19 protein-coding genes are annotated in these 20435 nt (G+C 58.7%); 14 read left to right on the top strand and 5 right to left on the bottom strand.

Going from position 1 to position 20435, the window contains the following annotated elements; genetic code table 11:
* Window positions 1-52: 52 nt before the first annotated feature.
* Window positions 53-673 carry a pyridoxamine 5'-phosphate oxidase family protein gene (locus tag ACESQ2_RS03000; RefSeq protein ID WP_025107593.1) on the bottom strand — a complete coding sequence of 207 codons (621 nt, stop codon included), beginning with the start codon at window positions 671-673 and terminating at the stop codon, window positions 53-55.
* A gap of 102 nt (window positions 674-775) precedes the next feature.
* On the opposite strand from ACESQ2_RS03000, the gene ACESQ2_RS02995 reads away from it, so the two are divergent.
* Window positions 776-1690: a LysR family transcriptional regulator gene (locus ACESQ2_RS02995; RefSeq protein WP_014227289.1), complete on the top strand. Its 915-nt coding sequence runs from the start codon at window positions 776-778 to the stop codon at window positions 1688-1690.
* On the opposite strand, the gene ACESQ2_RS02990 is transcribed toward ACESQ2_RS02995, so the two are convergent.
* Window positions 1687-3183 (bottom strand): MDR family MFS transporter, encoded by a 1497-nt coding sequence (locus ACESQ2_RS02990; protein WP_160741476.1) that lies wholly within the window; start codon window positions 3181-3183, stop codon window positions 1687-1689. The genes ACESQ2_RS02995 and ACESQ2_RS02990 overlap by 4 nt on opposite strands.
* A gap of 80 nt (window positions 3184-3263) precedes the next feature.
* Between ACESQ2_RS02990 and ACESQ2_RS02985 the strand changes: the two genes are divergently transcribed.
* Complete coding sequence (locus tag ACESQ2_RS02985; protein ID WP_286115187.1) at window positions 3264-3911, top strand: TetR/AcrR family transcriptional regulator; 648 nt, start codon at window positions 3264-3266, stop codon at window positions 3909-3911.
* 215 nt (window positions 3912-4126) lie between these two features.
* On the opposite strand, the gene ACESQ2_RS02980 is transcribed toward ACESQ2_RS02985, so the two are convergent.
* Complete coding sequence (locus ACESQ2_RS02980) at window positions 4127-4543, bottom strand: GNAT family N-acetyltransferase (RefSeq protein WP_046877099.1); 417 nt, start codon at window positions 4541-4543, stop codon at window positions 4127-4129.
* 453 nt (window positions 4544-4996) lie between these two features.
* On the opposite strand from ACESQ2_RS02980, the gene ACESQ2_RS02975 reads away from it, so the two are divergent.
* The 9 genes from ACESQ2_RS02975 to ACESQ2_RS02935 all read left to right on the top strand — a co-directional run bounded on the left by ACESQ2_RS02975 (window position 4997) and on the right by ACESQ2_RS02935 (window position 16040).
* On the top strand, window positions 4997-6121 hold the full coding sequence (locus ACESQ2_RS02975; protein ID WP_014227293.1) for an efflux RND transporter periplasmic adaptor subunit: 1125 nt from the start codon (window positions 4997-4999) through the stop codon (window positions 6119-6121).
* Complete coding sequence (gene eefB, locus ACESQ2_RS02970; protein WP_373170153.1) at window positions 6121-9228, top strand: multidrug efflux RND transporter permease subunit EefB; 3108 nt, start codon at window positions 6121-6123, stop codon at window positions 9226-9228. Before ACESQ2_RS02975 ends, eefB begins: the two co-directional genes overlap by 1 nt.
* A gap of 3 nt (window positions 9229-9231) precedes the next feature.
* A complete protein-coding gene (locus ACESQ2_RS02965; RefSeq protein WP_014839827.1) occupies window positions 9232-10596 on the top strand; it encodes an efflux transporter outer membrane subunit in 1365 nt (454 codons plus the stop codon).
* Window positions 10597-10646: 50 nt separating this feature from the next.
* Window positions 10647-11813: a multidrug effflux MFS transporter gene (locus ACESQ2_RS02960; RefSeq protein ID WP_373170152.1), complete on the top strand. Its 1167-nt coding sequence runs from the start codon at window positions 10647-10649 to the stop codon at window positions 11811-11813.
* A 160-nt stretch (window positions 11814-11973) separates the two neighbouring features.
* Window positions 11974-12876 carry an N-acetylmuramic acid 6-phosphate etherase gene (gene murQ / locus ACESQ2_RS02955; protein WP_368767723.1) on the top strand — a complete coding sequence of 301 codons (903 nt, stop codon included), beginning with the start codon at window positions 11974-11976 and terminating at the stop codon, window positions 12874-12876.
* 24 nt (window positions 12877-12900) lie between these two features.
* The gene (gene murP, locus ACESQ2_RS02950) at window positions 12901-14334 is read left to right on the top strand and encodes a PTS N-acetylmuramic acid transporter subunit IIBC (RefSeq protein WP_368767722.1); all 1434 of its coding nucleotides are present in this window, start codon (window positions 12901-12903) and stop codon (window positions 14332-14334) included.
* A 105-nt stretch (window positions 14335-14439) separates the two neighbouring features.
* Window positions 14440-14676, top strand: a complete 237-nt coding sequence (locus ACESQ2_RS02945; RefSeq protein ID WP_014227298.1) for a type II toxin-antitoxin system CcdA family antitoxin — start codon at window positions 14440-14442, stop codon at window positions 14674-14676.
* A 2-nt stretch (window positions 14677-14678) separates the two neighbouring features.
* A complete protein-coding gene (locus tag ACESQ2_RS02940) occupies window positions 14679-14987 on the top strand; it encodes a CcdB family protein (protein WP_014227299.1) in 309 nt (102 codons plus the stop codon).
* A 150-nt stretch (window positions 14988-15137) separates the two neighbouring features.
* On the top strand, window positions 15138-16040 hold the full coding sequence (locus ACESQ2_RS02935) for an EamA family transporter (RefSeq protein WP_014227300.1): 903 nt from the start codon (window positions 15138-15140) through the stop codon (window positions 16038-16040).
* Window positions 16041-16043: 3 nt separating this feature from the next.
* Here ACESQ2_RS02935 and ACESQ2_RS02930 read toward each other — a convergent pair whose 3' ends face one another.
* Complete coding sequence (locus ACESQ2_RS02930; RefSeq protein ID WP_368767721.1) at window positions 16044-17009, bottom strand: Rpn family recombination-promoting nuclease/putative transposase; 966 nt, start codon at window positions 17007-17009, stop codon at window positions 16044-16046.
* A gap of 209 nt (window positions 17010-17218) precedes the next feature.
* Here ACESQ2_RS02930 and ACESQ2_RS02925 point away from each other — a divergent pair, with 209 nt between their 5' ends.
* Complete coding sequence (locus ACESQ2_RS02925) at window positions 17219-17512, top strand: YicS family protein (protein WP_014227302.1); 294 nt, start codon at window positions 17219-17221, stop codon at window positions 17510-17512.
* A 23-nt stretch (window positions 17513-17535) separates the two neighbouring features.
* On the opposite strand, the gene ACESQ2_RS02920 is transcribed toward ACESQ2_RS02925, so the two are convergent.
* The gene (locus ACESQ2_RS02920) at window positions 17536-18477 is read right to left on the bottom strand and encodes a LacI family DNA-binding transcriptional regulator (RefSeq protein ID WP_014227303.1); all 942 of its coding nucleotides are present in this window, start codon (window positions 18475-18477) and stop codon (window positions 17536-17538) included.
* Window positions 18478-18771: 294 nt separating this feature from the next.
* Here ACESQ2_RS02920 and ACESQ2_RS02915 point away from each other — a divergent pair, with 294 nt between their 5' ends.
* The gene (locus tag ACESQ2_RS02915) at window positions 18772-19083 is read left to right on the top strand and encodes a PTS sugar transporter subunit IIB (RefSeq protein WP_014227304.1); all 312 of its coding nucleotides are present in this window, start codon (window positions 18772-18774) and stop codon (window positions 19081-19083) included.
* Between the two features lie 11 nt (window positions 19084-19094).
* On the top strand, window positions 19095-20420 hold the full coding sequence (locus ACESQ2_RS02910; protein WP_014227305.1) for a PTS sugar transporter subunit IIC: 1326 nt from the start codon (window positions 19095-19097) through the stop codon (window positions 20418-20420).
* Window positions 20421-20435 lie beyond the last annotated feature (15 nt).

The following is a 20435-nucleotide window of genomic DNA, read 5'->3' as shown; positions in this document are numbered from 1 at the left end:
GTTATCTATGCTCCTGGGGACTCACTCCCTTGCCGCCTTTAAGCAACTCGAATTATTTTGGGTATATAAGCTGCTGCAGGCGCTGATTTTCCCGCTCCAGTTCGTCAATACGCTGTTGCAGCGTCTGGCTATACTCCGCCACCTGCCGGGCGGTGTAGCGGGGGGTAATATGCTGCGGGCAGTTCCAGTCAAAAGCCTGTAAGTGGAAACGGTAGATGCGCTCAATCCGGGCCCGATAGTTCTCCGGCGCGACCTGCGCCAGCAGCTGCGGGTCGGCATCCACCGCCACAACCTCTACGGTGGCGTAGATTTTCAGCCTGGCACGGCGCGGGTAATCCATCAAAAACAGACAGGCCCGATCGCTGCCGCGCAGGTTGCCGGTGGTGATGTACTGGCGATTACCGGAAAAATCCGCCATCGCCAGGGTGGTTTCATCCAGTAGATGCAAAAAGCCCACCGGGCCGCCGCGATGCTGAATATAGGGCCAGCCGGTTTGCGAAAGGGTAGCCAGATAGAAGCTGTCGCGGGTGGCAATCATCGCCTCCTCGCTGGCGCCGAAGCGCTCACCCCGGCGCTGGCGATGCGGCGACTGCCATAGCTCATCGCTGCCCATTTCATGCTGGACATCCATCACGTCCGGCGTCATGGCGATATCAAGAAATTCTGCTGGCATAGGTCCTCCCGATGCGTTGCGGCGTAACTCATCATGGACTGTGCTGGCAGAAAAGATAATAGTGGCAATATGACAATCATCTTTCCGTAAAACGGGATAATTATGGACCGACTCAGCGCGATGGCGCTGCTGGTGAAAGTGGCCGAACTCGGCAGCATGTCGGCGGCGGCGCGGGCGCTGAATATGCCCCTGACCACCGTTAGCCGCCAGATTGGCGAACTGGAAAATACCCTCGGCGTGCGCCTGATGATCCGCACCACCCGCAAGCTGACGCTGACCGATGCCGGCGTCGATTATGTCGCCGCCGCGCGGCGCATTCTCGAAGAGGTGGAGAACGCAGAGCGCCAGGCGGCGGGCGAATATCAGGAGCCAAAAGGCGAACTGGTTCTCTCAGCCCCCACCATGTTCGGTCGTCAGCATGTTTTGCCGGTGGTGACGGATTTTCTCGCCCGCTACCCGCAGATTCGCGTCCGTTTACTGCTTAGCGACCGCAACGCCGATCTGGTGGGCGATCATATTGATTTAGCGGTGCGTATCGGTACGCTGCCGGACAGCGGGATGGTGGCCACCCGGCTGGGCGAGATGCGCATTGTGACCTGCGCGCACCCGGCTTTGCTGGAAAAACACGGCATACCCGAACGCCCGCGCGAGCTGGCCGCGCTACCGATCATTCGTATTGAATCGCCGATGCCTTATCGCGGCTGGCGCTTTAACGCCGAAGAGGCGGAAGACCGGCTGGTGGCGCTGCAGCCGGTGCTGTCGCTGACCACGCCGGAGAGCGCCGCCGACGCCGCCCGTCTGGGGGCCGGCGTGGCGCGCCTGCTGCATTACCAGGCGATCGACGGCCTGGCCCGCGGCGAGCTGAAGCTGCTCCTGCAGGCGATGGAACCAGAGCCTGCACCGGTGCACCTGCTGTACACCTCGCGGGATCTGGCTCCGCTTAAGCTGCGTAAATTTATCGATTTCGCCGCGCCGGCTCTGCGTCGGGCGCTGTTGCGTATTGCCGCCGCCGTCTAGCGTGTGCCGGTTTTCAGCGGCGCTTCTTTCAGTAGCCAGGAGAGGGCAAACGCCACCGCCATAATGCAGGCCGCCATCAGAAACGCCGCATGGATAGCGGACCCGAAGGCGTCCAGATAATCGAGGCGGATCTCCGCCGGCAGGTTCTGTACCGCCGCCGGGTTCAGCGCCCTCGGCAACTGTGCCCCCTCAGGTAGCAGGCGCTGAAGATTGCTTTGCAGCACGTGGGTAAATACCGCCCCGAACAGCGCCACGCCGATGGAGCCGCCAATCGATCGAAACAGCGTGACCCCGGAGGTCGCCACCCCGTACATCTGCGCGGGCATCGCGTTCTGCACTGCCAGCACCAGCACCTGCATCACCAGTCCCAACCCCGCTCCTAGTACCCCGGTAAACAGATAGAGCTGCCACATCGCGGAGTGGATGGTAATGCGCGTCAGCAGCACCATGCCGACCACCCCCAGCAGGGTGCCGATAATCGGAAACACCCGATACTTACCGGTACGGCTGATAATGCGCCCGCTGATGATTGACGTCAGCAGCAGGCCGCCCATCAGCGGAATCAGCTGCAGGCCCGCCTCGGTCGGCGTCGCTTCTTTAACCACCTGTAAATAGAGCGGCAGAAAGGTCACCGAGCCGAACAGCGCCATGCCGATAACAAAGCCAATCAGGCTGCATAGCAAAAAGCTGCGGTTGCGGAATAAGGAGAGCGGAATAATCGGCTCGCTGGCCAGCCGCTCTTCATGAATAAAGCCGACGATCCCGACCAGGCCAAACGCCAGGATGCACCACAGCTGCGGGTCGCTCCACGCGCGGACGCTGCCGCCCTCGGAGGTAAACAGGATGATGCACAGCAGCGCCATGCTGAGGTAAATCGCCCCCAGCCAGTCGATCTGGTGCTGGCTGCGCTTGTTGCTGCTGTGAAAAACCGCGCCGATCACCAGCAGCGCAAACAGCCCCAGCGGCAGGTTGATGTAAAAAATCCAGCGCCAGGAGGCGTGCTGCACCAGGAAGCCGCCGATTAACGGCCCGATTACCGTCGCCAGGCCAAAGACGCCGCCGAACAGGCCCTGATAGCGGCCGCGATTCGCCGGCGGGATGACGTCAGCCACCGCCGCCATGCTGATCACCATCAGGCCGCCGCCGCCCAGCCCCTGCAGACCGCGCATCAGCACCAGCTGGGTCATATTTTGCGCCAGCCCGCAGAGGGCGGAACCGGCAAGAAACAGCACAATCGCCACCTGCAGAACGATTTTGCGCCCGAACAGATCGCCGAATTTGCCGTACAGCGGCACCGCGATGGTGGAACTCAGGATGTAGGCGGTGACCACCCAGGAGAGCTTATCCAGCCCGCCGAGCTCGCCGACGATGGTCGGCAGCGCGGTGGAAACGATAGTCTGATCCAGCGCCGAGAGCAGCATCACCAGCAGCAGGGCGCTGAAGAGCAGGCGGATCGAGGGCACCGCCGGTTGGCTGGCGATTTCAGATGTCATAGCATCACTCGCTTGAAATTAATTAAATGCATAATTAATATTTAGGAAAATGATGAATCTGGTCAAGGGATCGCCACACGATGTCAGCACAAAAAGACAATGAAGCCCCGCGTCGGCCCGGTCGCCCTCGCGGGCAGAAATCCGGCCCCGCCAACCGCGAACAGCTGATGGATATTGCCCTGGCGCTGTTTGCCCGCCACGGGATCGCCCGCATTTCGCTGAACGCCATCGCCAAAGAGGCGGGGGTAACGCCCGCGATGCTGCACTACTACTTCAGCTCGCGCGAGGCGCTGGTGGAAAAGCTGGTCGAAGAGCGCTTTATGCCGCTACGCAGCGAGATCGGACAAATTTTTGTCGCGCACGGCGACGATCCGGTCACCGCTTTTACGCTGCTTATTGAAACCCTGGCGGCCATGGCGGAGAAAAACGCGTGGTTCGCGCCGCTGTGGATGCAGGAGATCATCGGCGAGATGCCGGTGCTGCGCCAGCATATGCACGCGCGTTTTGGCGATGAGAAGTACCACAAGATGCTGGAGACGGTGCGCCGCTGGCAGCGGGAGGGTAAGCTTAATCCGGCGCTCTCCCCGGAGCTGCTGTTTACCACCCTGATAAGCCTGGTGCTGGTGCCGTTTTCCCGCACCCACACCGATCCGCGGTTGCAATCGGTAGACCGGAAGATGATTGTCAGCCACGCCCTGGCCCTGATAGGCCGGGGGATCGGCGGCTAATTCCCCCGGATCGCGCTGCGCTTAGCCGGGCTACAGGTTCACAGCCGTCTGCAATCCGGGGAATACAATCCGGTTCACAACCGCCTGCGATCGGGTAGCCCGGATAAGGCGACAGCCGCCATCCGGGGGATTCAATCCGCTTCACAGCCGCCTGCGTTCGGGTAGCCCGGACAGGCGCATAGCGCCGCCTCCGGGAGGGTCTCCTGAGGCCAGGTTTACATTGCTTTCGATAAATAGTGGCGCTGCATGCCCACGTGCGGAAAATCCGGCAGCGACATCTGCAGCTGATAGCCCAGCTTCTGATAAAACGGCAGCGCCTGAAAGCTGAACGTATCCACCAGCACGTGACTGCAGCCGCGCGCCCGCGCCTGGTTTTCCGCTTCATGCATTAGCTCGCTACCAAGGCCGCTGCCGCGCGAGGCTTCGCTGACCCACAGATAGTCAATACACAGCCAGCTGCCCTTGCGTTTGCCGATCAACCCGCCGCGCATCGCGCCAGCGTCATCGCGTGAATAAACGCCCAGCTCGCCGAACTGAGCCGGGTCCAGAAAGCGCAGATTGTATTCCCGTAGCCCCGCCAGCAGCTCTTCTTGATCGGCGGGATTAATGTTCTCTGTTATTATTAATGTCATTGATTATCTCCATCTTTTATTTTTCACAGACCATTCACCACCCTACTTTCACAAAATATCCTTTTTTTCTCCATTATTTCCTGACTAAATTCCCTGCACTAAATTTTGTGTAAAAAACCTTCCCATCATTCGGTACAGACGTATAATGGGGAAAAATGAGAACGATCATTCTCAAAACCAAAAACCATGGAGAACCCCACAAGTAATGCCCTGTAGCAGGCGTTATCGCTCGGTTCAGAGCCTGTAACCGCCGTCTGATGCCGTATTCGCCGCACGGGAAAATCTCGGAAAAACCGCTTAATCAATAGCGGTATTCACCGAGTTATTTACTGCAAACAGGAATATTTATTTCCCATTGGGTTATTTGTGCTTGCCCGGAGATGCATCATCGCCCGGCCCATCACCCCGCCAGTGAATTTGCGGGGCGGACGTCGTTCATCCTGAGAAAATATAATGAAATATACTTTAGCCCCCATCGCAGCAGCATTATTTCTCCTTAGCGGGTGCGATAATGCGCAAAACGCTTCCCCGCAGCAGATGACGCAGGAAGTGGGTGTCGTTACCCTGCACGGCCAGCCTGTCCCGGTGGTGAGCAGCCTGACCGGACGCACCACCGCCTCGCTTAGCGCCGAAGTGCGCCCGCAGGTCGGCGGGATCGTGCAAAAACGCCTGTTTACCGAGGGCGATATGGTCAAAGCCGGACAGGCGCTGTACCAAATCGACCCATCAAGCTATCGCGCGACGTTTAACGAAGCCGCCGCATCGCTGAAACAGGCCCAGGCGCTGGTTATCGCCGATTGCCAAAAAGCCCAGCGCTACGCGGTGCTGGTCAAAGATAACGGCGTCTCCCGTCAGGACGCCGATGACGCGATAGCGACCTGTAACCAGGATAAGGCCAGCGTCGAGTCGAAAAAAGCGGCGCTGGAAAGCGCGCGCATTAACCTGAACTGGACCACCGTGACCGCACCGATTGCCGGGCGCATCGGGATCTCTTCCGTCACGCCGGGCGCGCTGGTGTCCGCCGATCAGGATACCGCGCTGGCGACGATCCGCGGCCTGGATACGATGTACGTCGATCTCACCCGATCCAGCGTCGATCTGCTGCGCCTGCGTAAGCAAAGCCTGGCGAGCAACAGCGATACCCTTAACGTCACCCTGACTCTTGAAGATGGCAGCACCTACAGCGAAAAAGGTCGCCTGGCGCTGACCGAAGTGGCGGTGGATGAATCGACCGGCTCGGTCACGCTGCGTGCGGTCTTTCCCAATCCGCAGCACGTGCTGCTGCCGGGGATGTTCGTTCGCGCCCGCATAGACGAAGGCATCATGAACGATGCGATCCTCGCCCCGCAGCAGGGCATCACCCGCGATGCCAAAGGCGATGCCACCGCGCTGGTGGTTGACGCTAATAACAAGGTTGAACAGCGCAGCGTGGAAACCGGCGAAACCTACGGCGACAAATGGCTTATCGTCAACGGCCTGAAGAGCGGCGACCGGCTGATTGTCGAAGGAACCGGCAAAGTGGCGCCGGGTCAGCAGGTCAAAGCCGCCGAAGTCAAAAATGACGGAGGCAACGCCTGATGTTCTCCCGTTTCTTCGTGCGACGCCCGGTCTTCGCCTGGGTTATCGCCATTCTGATTATGCTCGCCGGGATTCTGGCTATCCGCACCCTGCCGGTCGCCCAGTATCCTGACGTCGCCCCGCCGGCGATAAAAATCTCCGCCACCTACACCGGGGCCTCTGCGGAAACCCTGGAAAACAGCGTCACCCAGGTTATTGAGCAGCAGCTCACCGGACTGGACAACCTGCTCTACTTTACATCCACCAGCAGCTCCGACGGCTCGGTCAGCATTACCGTCACCTTTGAGCAGGGTACCGATCCGGATACCGCCCAGGTTCAGGTGCAGAACAAAGTGCAGCAGGCGGAATCCCGTCTGCCGAGCGAAGTTCAGCAGTCCGGCGTAACGGTGGAGAAATCGCAGAGCAGCTTCCTGCTGATCCTCGCGGTGTATGACAAAAACAACAAAGCCACCAGCTCCGACATCTCCGACTGGCTGGTCAGCAACATGCAGGATCCGATGGCGCGTATTGAAGGCGTCGGCAGCCTGCAGGTGTTCGGCGCCGAATACGCCATGCGCATCTGGATGGACCCGACCAAACTGGCCTCCTATTCGCTGATGCCATCCGATGTGCAATCGGCCATTGAGGCGCAGAACGTGCAGGTGTCCGCCGGTAAAATCGGCGCGCTACCCGCCTCCAACGCGCAGCAGCTGACCGCCACCGTGCGTGCCCAGTCGCGGCTGCAAACCGTCGCCCAGTTCAAAGAGATTATCGTCAAGAGCAAGAGCGACGGTTCGGTGGTGCGCCTGAGCGACGTCGCCCGCGTTGAGATGGGCAGCGAAGATTACACCGCCTCCGCCAATCTCAACGGCCATCCGGCTGCCGGGATCGCGGTGATGATGGCGCCGGGCGCTAACGCCCTGAATACCGCGACGCTGGTGAAAAACAAGATTGCCGAGTTCCAGCGTCAGATGCCGCAGGGTTACGATATCGCCTACCCGAAAGACAGCACCGAGTTCATCAAAATCTCGGTGGAGGATGTGATTCAGACGCTGTTCGAGGCGATAATCCTCGTGGTCTGCGTGATGTATCTGTTCCTGCAAAACTTCCGCGCCACGCTGATCCCGGCGGTGGCGGTTCCGGTCGTGCTGCTGGGCACCTTCGGCGTGCTGGCGCTGTTCGGCTACTCCATCAACACCCTGACGCTGTTTGCGATGGTGCTGGCGATAGGCCTGCTGGTGGATGATGCCATCGTGGTGGTGGAAAACGTCGAGCGTATCATGCGCGACGAGGGGCTGCCCGCCCGCGAAGCCACCGAAAAATCGATGGGCGAAATCTCCGGCGCGCTGATCGCCATTGCCCTGGTGCTCTCGGCAGTGTTCCTGCCGATGGCCTTCTTCGGCGGCTCAACCGGGGTGATTTATCGCCAGTTCTCGGTGACCATTATCTCGGCGATGATGCTCTCCGTGGTGGTCGCCTTAACCTTAACCCCGGCGCTGTGCGGCGCGCTGCTGAGCCATTCTAAACCGCATACCAAAGGCTTCTTCGGCGCCTTTAACCGCCTGTGGGGACGCACCGAGCAGGGCTATCAGCATCGTGTTGTTGGCGGCCTGCGCCGCTCGGCGATGATGATGGGCGCTTTTGTCCTGATTTGCGGCGGCATGGCGCTGGCGATGTGGAAACTGCCGGGCAGCTTCCTGCCGACGGAGGATCAGGGCGAAATCATGGTCCAGTACACGCTGCCCGCCGGGGCGACGGCGGTACGTACCGCCGAGGTTCGCCGCCAGGTCACCGACTGGTTCCTGACGAAAGAGAAAGCCAATACCGACGTGATCTTTACCGTCGACGGCTTTAGCTTTAGCGGCAGCGGACAAAACGCCGGGATGGCCTTCGTGTCGCTGAAAAACTGGTCCGAACGTAAAGGCGAAGAAAATACCGCTCAGGCCATCGCCCTGCGCGCCACCAAAGAGCTCGGCGGCATTCGCGACGCCACCCTGTTCGCCATGACCCCGCCGTCGGTAGATGGCCTGGGGCAGAGCAACGGCTTCACCTTCGAACTGATGGCCAGCGGCGGCACCGATCGCGATAGCCTGATGAAAATGCGCAGCCAGCTGCTGGCCGCGGCGAATCAAAGTACCGAGCTGCAGTCGGTACGCGCCAACGATCTGCCGCAAATGCCGCAGCTGCAGGTGGATATCGATAATAACAAAGCCGTGTCGCTCGGGCTGTCGTTAAGCGATGTCACCGATACCCTTTCCAGCGCCTGGGGGGGGACCTACGTTAACGACTTTATCGATCGCGGTCGCGTGAAGAAGGTCTATATCCAGGGCGAAAGCGACGCCCGCGCCGTGCCGTCCGACCTCGGTAAATGGTTCGTGCGCGGCAGCGACGACAGCATGACGCCGTTCTCCGCCTTCGCCACCACCCGCTGGCAATACGGTCCGGAAAGCCTGGTGCGCTACAACGGCTCCGCCGCCTTTGAAATTCAGGGTGAGAACGCCAGCGGCTTCAGCTCCGGCGCGGCAATGGACAAGATGGAGGCCTTAGCCAATAACCTGCCCGCCGGTACCACCTGGGCGTGGAGCGGCATGTCGCTGCAGGAAAAACTCGCCAGCGGCCAGGCGATGAGCCTCTACGCTATCTCGATTCTGGTGGTCTTCCTGTGCCTCGCGGCGCTGTATGAGAGCTGGTCGGTACCGTTCTCGGTGATCATGGTGATCCCGCTTGGGCTGCTCGGCGCGGCGCTGGCGGCGTGGATGCGCGATCTGAGCAATGACGTTTACTTCCAGGTGGCGCTATTAACCACCATCGGCCTGTCGTCGAAGAACGCCATTCTGATCGTCGAATTCGCTGAATCGGCGGTGGAAGAAGGCTACTCCCTGTCGCGTGCCGCCATGCGCGCCGCGCAGACCCGTCTACGCCCTATTGTGATGACCTCGCTGGCGTTTATAGCCGGGGTGCTGCCGCTGGCGATCGCCACCGGAGCCGGGGCCAATAGCCGCGTGGCGATCGGTACCGGGATTATCGGCGGCACCCTGACGGCGACGCTGCTGGCGGTGTTCTTCGTGCCGCTGTTCTTTGTGCTGGTGAAACGTTTCTTCACCCGCCATCGTTCTTCTCAGGAGTAAGTTATGTTTCGTTTTACCTTAGTTTTTGTTGCGCTCCTGACGGCGGGCTGCGTCTCTCTCGACCCGCACTATGAACGTCCGGCCGCGCCTGTCCCGGCGACTCTGCCGGGTAGCCACGGCGAGGCAACCGCGGTAGTCAGCGACTGGCAGCAGGTAGTGAATGACGCCCGCCTCAAAAAAGTGGTGAATATCGCCTTGACCAGCAACCGCGACGTGCAGAAAGCGCTGGCCGATATCGAAGCCGCGCGCGCCCAGTTTGGCGAAACCCGCGCCTCGCTGTTTCCGACCCTCGACGCCGAGCTGAGCCATACCCGCAGTAAAACGGTGGCCAGCGGCCTCACCTCGTCAGCGGAAGCCGACGGCGCGGTTTCCAGCTTCGAGCTGGATCTGTTTGGCAAGAACCAAAGCCTGACGCGCGCGGCGCGGGAAACCTGGCTTGCCAGCGAATTCACCGCCCAGAATACGCGTCTGACGATGATCGCCGATCTGACCACCGCGTGGATAACGCTCGCCGCGGACAACAGCAATCTGGCGCTGGCGCAGGACACCATGGCCAGCGCGGAGAACTCGCGCCGCATCGTCACCCGCCAGATGGAAGTCGGCACCGCCTCGGCAGGCGACCTGAGCGATGCCGAAAGCGTTTATCAGCAGGCGCGCGCCAGCGTCGCCAGCTACCGCACGCTGGTGGCGCAGGATAAAAACGCGCTCAACCTGCTGGCCGGAGAAACCGTGCCGGATAGCCTGCTGCCCGGCACGCTGGAAAGCCTTGGCGATCGGAGTATCACCCTGGTGCCGGCGGGCGTCTCTTCATCGGTACTACTGCGCCGCCCGGATATCCAGGAAGCGGAGCATAATCTGAAGAGCGCTAACGCCGATATCGGCGCGGCGCGGGCCAATTTCTTCCCGTCCATCTCGCTGACCGCCAGCGCCGGGGTCGGCAGCGACTCGCTCTCGTCGCTGTTCAGCCACGGCATGCAGGTGTGGTCATTCGCGCCGTCCATCAGCCTGCCGCTGTTTACCGGCGGCAGCAACCTGGCGCAGCTGCGCTATGCTGAAGCGGAGAAAAAGGGGCTGATCGCCACCTATGAGAAGACGATTCAGAGCGCCTTTAAGGATGTCGCCGACGCGCTGGCGCGCCGGGAAACGCTCAGCGAACAGCTGGACGCGCAGAATAAATACGTCGCGGCGGAGCAGAAATCGTTGAATATCGCGATGAAGAGCTATCAGGCCGGGGTCGGAGATTATCTGTCGGTGCTGACCGCCCAGCGAACGCTGTGGTCGGCGCAGGCCACGCTTATCTCCCTCCAGCAAACGGATCTGGAAAACCGCATTACCCTCTGGCAGTCGCTGGGAGGCGGCGCCAGCTAACGCTTTTGCCGGGCGGCAACGCCCGGTTTGATGACAAGGAGCCCGTTGATATGTCCCGAATTTCCCTCTCCTGGGTCGTGGTTCTCGGTTTGCTCAGCGCCATTGGGCCGCTGTGTACCGACTTCTATCTGCCCGCGCTGCCGGAAATCACCCAGCAGCTCAGCGCCACCGGCACGCAGACCCAGCTTTCGCTGACCGCGGCGCTGATTGGCCTCGGCCTTGGACAGCTGTTTTTTGGCCCGCTGAGCGACCGCATTGGCCGTAAAAAGCCGCTGGCGCTCTCCCTGCTGCTGTTTATCTTCTCCTCGGCGATGTGCGCGATAACCTACAATATCCATATGCTGATCGCCTGGCGCTTTCTGCAGGGCTTTGCCGGCGCGGGCGGCTCGGTGCTGTCGCGCTCCATCGCCCGCGACAGGTATCAGGGTACGCTGCTGACCCAGTTTTTCGCCCTGCTGATGACCGTTAACGGCATTGCGCCGGTGCTTTCACCGGTGCTCGGCGGCTGGATCATCACCGCCTTCGACTGGCGTATCCTGTTCTGGGCGATGGCGGCGATCGGCGTTGTCTTGCTGCTGCTCAGCCTGACGGTGCTGCACGAAACGCTGCCGGCCAAAAGCGCCGCCTCGGCTACGCGGCAACAGGCTGATGCGCCGGTGCTGAAAAACCGCCGCTTTATGCGCTACTGCCTGATTCAGGCCTTTATGATGGCCGGGCTGTTTTCGTATATCGGCTCGTCTTCGTTCGTTATCCAGAGCGAATATGCCATGAGCGCGATGCAGTTCAGCCTGCTGTTCGGCCTTAACGGTATCGGGCTGATTATCGCGGCGCTGATCTTTTCCCGCCTGGCGCGCCGCTTCAGCGCCGAAGCCCTGCTGCGCGGCGGCCAGCTGCTGGCGGTGGCGTTTGCCGCTATCACCCTGCTCTTCGCCTGGCTACCGCAGCCGACGCTGGCGCTGGTCGGCCTGTTTTTTACCGTTTCCATGATGAGCGGCATCAGTACCGTTGCCGGCTCGGAAGCGATGAACGCCATTCACGCCCGCCAGTCCGGCACCGCTTCCGCCCTGATGGGCACGCTGATGTTTGTGTTCGGCGGTATTGCCGCGCCGCTGGCCGGTCTCGGCGGCGAAACGATGCTCAAAATGAGCTTCGCGATGACCGTTTGCTATCTGGCCGCGCTGCTGATTGGCCTGAAAAAGCCGCGCCCCATCGCATAACCTCCTCCGGGGTAATAAAATATTCCAATTATATTACCCCTATTTTTCCCGTCAGTACTGTAATCTCCTATTATTCCTTCAACACCAATCGTGATAACCTTCACAGGAAAGGAATAATTAATTCCTTATACTGCCCGCCACCGTGAATAAAGAGGTTCCTATGAGTATCGACCTGAGCAAACTGCTGACCGAGCGCCGCAACGCCAATAGCGCCAACATTGATATCCTCACCACCGAAGAGATGCTGACGGTGATTAACCTGGAAGACCAGCAGGTGGCTCACGCCATCACCCCCTATCTGCCGCAAATTGCCCAGGTGGTGGATAAGGTCGCGGCGGCGCTGCAGGCGGGTGGTCGACTGATTTACATTGGCGCGGGCACTTCCGGGCGTCTGGGGATCCTTGATGCCAGCGAGTGTCCGCCGACCTTCGGCACCCGCCCGGAGCAGGTGGTGGGCATTATCGCGGGCGGCCATAAAGCCATACTGAGCGCCGTAGAGAACGTCGAAGACAACAAAGCGCAAGGGGCGATGGACCTGCAGAACCTGAACTTTAGCAGCCGCGACGTGCTGGTCGGCCTGGCCGCCAGCGGACGCACGCCGTACGTCATCGGCGCGATGGAGTATGCCCACAGCCAGAACGCTTTTGTCGCCATCGTCAGCTGTAACCCGCACGGCGAAATGGCCCAGCTGGCGGGCGTCGCCATTACGCCGGTCGTGGGTCCGGAAGTGGTGACCGGCTCAACGCGCCTGAAGGCGGGCACCGCGCAAAAGCTGGTGCTGAATATGATTTCTACCGGGGCGATGATCCGCATCGGCAAGGTCTACAGCAATCTGATGGTGGACGTGGAAGCGACCAACGCCAAGCTTATCGAGCGCCAGGTGTCCATCGTCATGGAAGCGACCGAATGCGATCGCGCAACCGCCCAGAGCGCGCTGGAAGCCTGCGATCGCCACTGCAAAACGGCGATTGTGATGGTGCTGGCTGATTTAAGCGCCGCGGATGCCCAGGCGCTGCTGGCAAAAAATAACGGCTATATCCGCAAGGCGCTGAGCCACTCCTGACCGCTGACTCACGGGTAATCTGCAATGGCAAAAATAAATAAAGAGATGATAGCGCGGATCCTGCAGCACGTTGGCGGAGCCGGGAACGTCGCGCTGGCGGGCAACTGTATGACCCGGCTGCGCCTGACCCTGCGCGATGAATCACGGGCCGATAGCGCCGCCATCCGCCAGATTGACGGCGTAATGGGGGTGATCGTTAGCGATGAACAGTTCCAGGTCGTCCTTGGGCCCGGCAAGGCGCAAAGCGCGGCGGAAATGATGAATGCGTTACTGGAAGAGGCCCCGGCGGATGCGCCATCGCTGGCCGATGTCGCCGCCAAAAAGAAACAGGCGCTGAAGAGCAAGCAAACCAGCGGTATTCAAAAATTCCTCGCGAAATTCGCCACCATCTTCACCCCGCTTATTCCCGGCTTTATCGCCGTCGGCCTGCTGTTGGGGTTCGCGACCCTGGCGGAGCAGATATTTGTCCTCGAAAACGCGCATCCGAACGCGACATTGATGGCGCTGATCGGCTACATGAAGGTGTTCAGCAAAGGGATGTTTACCTTCCTGAGCATCCTGATCGGCTATAACGCCCAGAAAGCCTTCGGCGGCTCCGGGGTCAACGGGGCCATCATCGCTGCGCTGTTTGTTCTCGGCTATAACCCGGAAGCCACCAGCGGCTTCTATTCCGGGATTTCCACCTTCTTCGGCCACGGTATCGACCCGCGCGGCAATATTATCGGCGTGCTTATCGCCGCGATTATCGGCGCGTGGGTGGAACGACAGGTACGCCGCATCATGCCTGCCAACCTCGATATGATCCTCACCTCGGCGGTGACGCTGCTGATCATGGGCGCGATCACCTTTACCGTCATTATGCCTATCGGCGGCTGGCTGTTCACCGGGATGTCATGGCTGTTTCTGCACCTTAACGGTAACCCGTTCGGCTCTGCGGTACTGGCCGGCCTGTTCCTGCTGGCGGTGATGTTCGGCGTCCATCAGGGCTTCGTGCCGGTCTATTTCGCGCTGGTGGATGCCCAGGGGTTTAACTCGCTGTTTCCGATTCTGGCCATGGCCGGTGCCGGACAGGTTGGTGCGGCGCTGGCGCTGTTCTGGCGGGCGAAGCACGGTTCTCTGCTGCGCACGCAGATTAAAGGGGCGATTATTCCCGGCTTTCTCGGCATCGGCGAACCGCTGATTTACGGCGTGACGCTACCGCGCATGAAGCCCTTTATCACCGCCTGCCTCGGCGGCGCCTGCGGCGGTTTTTTCCTCGGGCTCATCGCCTGGCTGGGGCTACCGGTCGGCCTGAATACGGTATTTGGCCCGTCGGGGCTGGTGGCGCTGCCGCTGATGACCTCCGGCAGCGGCATCTACGCCGGAATGGCGGTGTATGCCGCCGGGCTGGCGGTCTCTTACCTGTGCGGCTTCGCCCTGACCTGGCTGTTCGGCAGTAAAAACGTTGATTTGAGCTAAGAGGCGCGTCCGGCGCATAAAAATTGAATCTTTTTTAACCCGCCGAATGGCGGGTTTATTTATTTCTGTGTAATCTACACGTGTAGATTACACAGGAGATTCCCTATGCCAGCCGCAAAACGCAATAAGCAGAACGTCAGCGTGACACTGGACCCAGGCCTGGTCAAACAGGCTCGTGAGGTCGGCATCAATCTGTCTCTAACGTTGACTAACGCTCTAAAAAGCGAAATCCACAGCCTCGAAATAGCCCGCTGGCAAAAAGAAAATGCCCAGGCAATCGACTACCTCAATAATTTAACTGAGGAAAATGGACTTCTCTCTGATGAATACAGGACGTTCTAAATATGCAGTATTACGTTTATAAGAATACAGGTCGAATTGCTGCGTATCCTTACCTCCTTGATGTACAGAGTGACATTATCGGCAAGCGCAATACTCGGGTCGTGATTCCACTGTTTCCACTGAAAAACTATAAAGGTCCACGCGCCGATCGTTTAACACCGCTTGTCACCGTAGAAGGGGAAGAATACGTCGTGATGACTCACGAACTCGCCAGCATCCCACATCGTGTTCTGGGTGAAGAAGTTTGTAATCTGAATCACCAGCGCGAAGTCGTTAAAGCTTCAATGGATTTTCTTTTCGACGGGATCTAACTCGCTACAAGCTTACGCGTCAGATCGCCAAACCCAACGATCTTCCGCCGCAAGGGGCACGCAAATACTCCGACTACCCTTTCCTGCCCCGCTTCCCGCGCGTACTCATGCTATGATACTGCTTTCGCGCTATTTTCACCTGAGGGAAAGATGGGCTCCAGCAAAAAAGGGATGCTGAACGTACTGATCGCCGCCGTGCTGTGGGGCAGCTCGGGCGTCTGTGCGCAATATATTATGCAGCAAAGCCAGATGTCATCGCCGTTTCTGACCATGACGCGCCTGCTGTTCGCCGGCCTGATCCTTCTGATGCTCTCGTTCTTCCACGGCGATAAGATTTTCCGCGTCCTGCAAAACCGCAAAGACGCCGCCAGCCTGCTGATCTTTTCGCTGTTCGGCGCGCTTACCGTGCAGTACACCTTTCTGATGACTATCGAGCAATCCAACGCCGCCACCGCGACGGTGCTGCAGTTTCTGTCGCCGACGATTATCGTCGCCTGGTTTGCCATCGCCCGCAAAACGCGCCCCAGCCCGCTGGTGCTCGCGGCCATCGCCACCTCGCTGGCGGGAACTTTCCTGCTGGTGACCCACGGCAACCCGACGACGCTGTCGATTTCCCCCACGGCGCTGTTCTGGGGGATTGCTTCGGCGTTTGCCGCCGCTTTTTATACGACTTATCCTTCGACGCTGATTGCCCGCTACGGCACGCTGCCGATTGTCGGCTGGAGCATGCTGCTCGGCGGCGCGATGCTGCTGCCGTTCTACGCCGGACAGGGCAACCATTTTGTGGTGACCGGCGGCCTGCTGCTGGCCTTTTTCTACCTGGTGGTAATCGGCACCTCGCTGACCTTCAGCCTCTACCTGAACGGCGCGCAGAAGATTGGCGGCGCGAAGGCGGGGATCCTCAGCTGCGCGGAGCCGCTGAGTAGCGCCCTGCTCTCCCTGCTGCTGCTCGGCATCACTTTTACTCTCCCGGACTGGCTGGGCACGCTGCTGATTCTCTCATCGGTGGTGCTGATCGCCATGGATTCGCGGCGGCGGGTTAAAACGGCCTGACGATTATCGGCCAGGAGAGGCTGCGACCGGCGTTTGCAGCATCTTCAGGTCGTCATCCGTCAGCTCGCAAGCCACCTGCACCAGCTCGCGCTCAAACCCCTTTTCCAGTAATGAACGGGCAATACGCAACGCTTCTTCTTGTCTACCCTCTTGTTTACCTTCTAACTTGCCCTCCAACTTGCCCTCCAACTTGCCTTCTTGTCTCCCTTCCTGCCGTAGCCTTTCCGCAATCGTCATGAGTACCTCCTTATGTTGAGGAACGCGCCGCTCGACCTCGTGAAGAAATTCACCAAAATGAGGCGCATCGCCGCACTGCAGCATGTAATTAAACAGCGCTTTCAGCTGGCTGTCATTAGCGCAACCGTTAACCAACAGCTCGGCTAATCGCTCCACCAGGCCAAGTAAATCGCGCCGGCGAATATGCTTTTGAATCAGCTCCAGCAGCGCCACACGCCGGTGCTGCATAATCTCGTCATCCGGCACCACCGTAATATCCACCAGCGGGAAAGCGGCGGCATAAAGTCGTCGCGCCGTCTGCGTATCAGTAAACTCATCCAGCCAGCACAGCGAGAAGGGATAGGGACTTTTCGCGCCGTGATAAAACAGCATCGGCACCACCAGCGGCAACGTTTTATGCCCGGCATCCAGGTGACGCTGCATCGCCGCCAGCGCGTAGCGCATCAGCCTGAAGGCCATATGCGCATCCGGCGTGCTCTGGTGTTCAATCACCACGTAAATATAGCCGTCGCCGTCGCGGGTTTTCAGCGACCACAGCACGTCGGAGTAGCTGGCACGCAAATCTGCCTCAATAAAGCTGCCGGACTCCAGCTTGAGCGTTTGCAGATTACACAGCTGGCGTAGCGAAGCGGGCAGATGAATGTCGATAAAATCCCTGGCGCACTCGGGATGCGATAAAAACTGCTTAAAAACCGCGTCGTGCGGCGTCGAGGGGGTTCCTTTTTGCGTCATGGTCCGCCATCCCTGAAACGTAATGGCTGGAATATATCCGGCCCAAAAAGCGCAAACACCTGCGCATCAACGGCTTTGCTTGCCGGTACGAAAGATAAATTTCAGCGGCTGAAACAGACTCATTCTTATGGAAACCAGCGCGCAAAATGTTGGTTCAGGAATGCGTCTATAGTTAGAGGAACCCTTTAATAAAAATAAGGATATCCGTAATGAAGAGAATGAGTTTTGCGCTTTCGCTGGCAGCCAGCCTGATGTTCTCCAGCGTGGCGACAGCCGCACCGCTCTCCGGACTGAAGTTTGAACAGCAAAAGCAGCAGATAGTGAAGGATGTGAGGAAAAATTGCCCTGCCAGCAGCGCGCTGGATGATACGCAGTTTGCTAACCGCGTGCTGGAATCAGCGGAAAATAAGACCGCCGTACAAAGCGCGACGCGGGCGCTGGATAAAAACAACAGCGCCGCTTATCAGAAGGCCATTAGCGGCATTCAGTGCCCAACGCCCTAGCACCGGGCGCGGAGGCGTCACCATTAGCGGTTCGGAATGATCAAATCTCCGCGCAGCGGGCTGCTAGCGAGCATTTGCGTCTTCTCGGTCAGCCAGTTGACTATCTGGCTGGCCATCGCGTCCATGGAATATTCAATCGCCGGAATCGTCGGAATACCGGGCAGCTGTAACGAGCCCGCCAGGCTGAACACCATGACTTTTTCCGGTACCGCGCGATTAAACGCCTGGAGCTGCGGCACCACCAGCTGCGCCTGCTGCTCGTTGGCAACCAATAACGCATTAAAATTCAGGGTGGTTGCGTTGTTCACCAGTTCCTGAACCGCCACGGACGGCGAATGGCTGTCGAGAAAAACCAGGTTGCGATTGAACGGCAGAAAATTCTTTTCCAGCGCGTGCTTGTAGCCCAGCAGAACCTGGTCAGCAAAGCCGCTGGCCTGAGGATGAATCAGCGCAATCTGCCGCCGCCCCTGGCTTATCAGATAGTTGCAGGCCGTTTCCGCCGCAAAGGCGTGGTCAAACTGAATGCTATTCGTTGCGTCGCTTTCCAGGCAGTCAATCAGCACTACGTCGGGCCGGTCGATATTGAGCGGAAACCGCGCGCCGATGATTAACACATTATCGCAGAGGCCGCAGGTCAACTCTTCCAGCGAATGGAGCACTCTGCCTCGGCTGTTGGCAAAACGCAGCAGCAGATGCATCTGGTGCTGGCTAAGCTGTTTTTCCAGCGCGTAGAGATAGCTGGTGGTTTGATTAATGTTGTCCTGGGCGCAAATGACGCCGATGCAGCCGGTGGTCTGACTCAGCAAAGATTGCGCGATCATATTCGGCCGGTAGTTAAGCGCTTCCGCCGCCTGCAATACCGCCTGTCGGCTGGCTTCCTTTACGCCGCGCGAACCACTCAACACCCGAGAGACTGTGGCTTTAGATACCCCAGCTAACCGTGATACATCGTTGATTGTAGACATTATTTTCCCCTGACAGGGCCAGTCCGATCCCTGTAAATCCTTAAACCTGAATCGCTTCAATAATAACCAGCGGCAGTATATCCGTTTCCCTTTTTATTTGGAAACCGATTTTCCGTTTCATGGAAAATCGTAGCAAAAACCAGGAAAATTTGTGAGCCAAATCTAATTAACACGCCCTTTGACTGACAGATCTTGACGGTTATCACAGTTCTGTTTTTTATAAATGGAAACCGGTTTCCGTCTGATATCAAATCATCCACGCAATAACTTTTTACATTTTGAGGACGATCGTCGATGTACAAGATTATGCTGTGCTGCTCTGCCGGAATGTCCACCAGCCTGTTGGTCAGAAAGATGGTTGATGCCGCGAAGGAACGTAACCTGCCGGTGCAGATTGACGCCTACGGAGTTTCCGAATTTGACATGCAGTTTCCGCAATACCAGGTGGTGCTTCTTGGACCACAGGTGAAATACATGCTGAAAAACTTAGCTGAGAAAGCCGCTCCCCTGAATATTCCGGTCCAGCCGATTAACGCCATGGATTACGGAATGCAGCGGGGAGACAACGTCCTGGATTATGCCCTGTCGCTGATTGAAGCGCATTAAGAGGTGTGCAAATGAGTTCTCTGTATCAGTCCATGATTGCCGCGATCGAGCAATCAATTACCCCGCTGGCAGGACGCCTTGGGCAGCAGAAATACGTTATCGCGATTCGCGATGGTTTCACTGCCGCATTGCCGTTTATGATCATCGGCTCATTCATGCTGGTATTTATCTTTCCGCCTTTTTCCCCGGATACCACTAACGGTTTCGCCCGCGGCTGGCTGGACTTCTCCCAGCAGTATCGCGAACAGCTGATGCTGCCGTTTAACCTCAGCATGGGCGTGATGACGTTCTTTATTTCGGTGGGGATCGGCGCCAGCCTGGGACGCCAGTTCCAGCTCGACCCGGTGATGTCCGGTCTGCTGGCGTTTATGGCTTTCTTACTGGTTGCCGCGCCGTACGCCGATGGCAAAATCTCCACCCAGTACCTCTCTGGTCAGGGTATTTTTACCGCCTTGATCACCGCCATCTATTCCACCCGCGTTTACGCCTGGCTAAAGCAGAACAACATTACGATTCGCCTGCCGAAAGAAGTGCCGACCGGCGTTGCGCGTTCGTTTGAAATCCTTATCCCGGTGCTGGTGGTGATCGCGACCCTGCATCCGCTGAATCTGTTTATCGAAGCGCAGACCGGTATGATCCTGCCGCAGGCGATTATGCATCTGCTGGAGCCTCTGGTTTCCGCCTCTGACTCCCTGCCGGCGATCCTGCTTTCCGTCCTGATGTGCCAGATCTTCTGGTTCGCCGGGATCCACGGCTCGCTGATCGTGACCGGCATTATGAACCCCTTCTGGATGGCCAACCTGTCGGCGAACCAGGCAGCGCTGGCGGCCGGTGCGGCTCTGCCGCATGTCTATCTGCAGGGTTTCTGGGACCACTACCTGCTGATTGGCGGCGTCGGCTCCACGCTTCCGCTGGCGTTCCTGCTGCTGCGTAGCCGCGTCACCCACCTGCGCACCATTGGCAAAATGGGTATCGTACCGAGCTTCTTTAATATCAATGAACCGATTCTGTTCGGCGCGCCGATTATCATGAACCCGATGATGTTTATCCCGTTCGTCTTTGTGCCGATGATTAACGCCGTTCTGGCTTACGGGGCGACGCGCCTCGGCTGGCTCAGCCAGGTCGTTTCGCTGACGCCGTGGACGACGCCGGCGCCTATCGGCGCATCATGGGCTGCAAACTGGACGCTAAGCCCGGTAGTGATGTGTTTAATTTGCATGGTGATGTCGGCGGTAATCTACCTGCCCTTCCTGCGCGCCTATGAACGCTCGTTAATGAAAACTGAAGTTGAAAAAGCAAAAGCCGCAGTGCCGGTTGCCGAAACGGTCAGCCAATAATTAATCTATATATTT

The organism is Klebsiella sp. Q11 (assembly GCF_964241505.1).
Taxonomy (GTDB): domain Bacteria; phylum Pseudomonadota; class Gammaproteobacteria; order Enterobacterales; family Enterobacteriaceae; genus Klebsiella; species Klebsiella michiganensis.
Note: the sequence above shows the minus strand (reverse complement) of the source record. Positions and strands in the feature narration are given on the sequence as shown.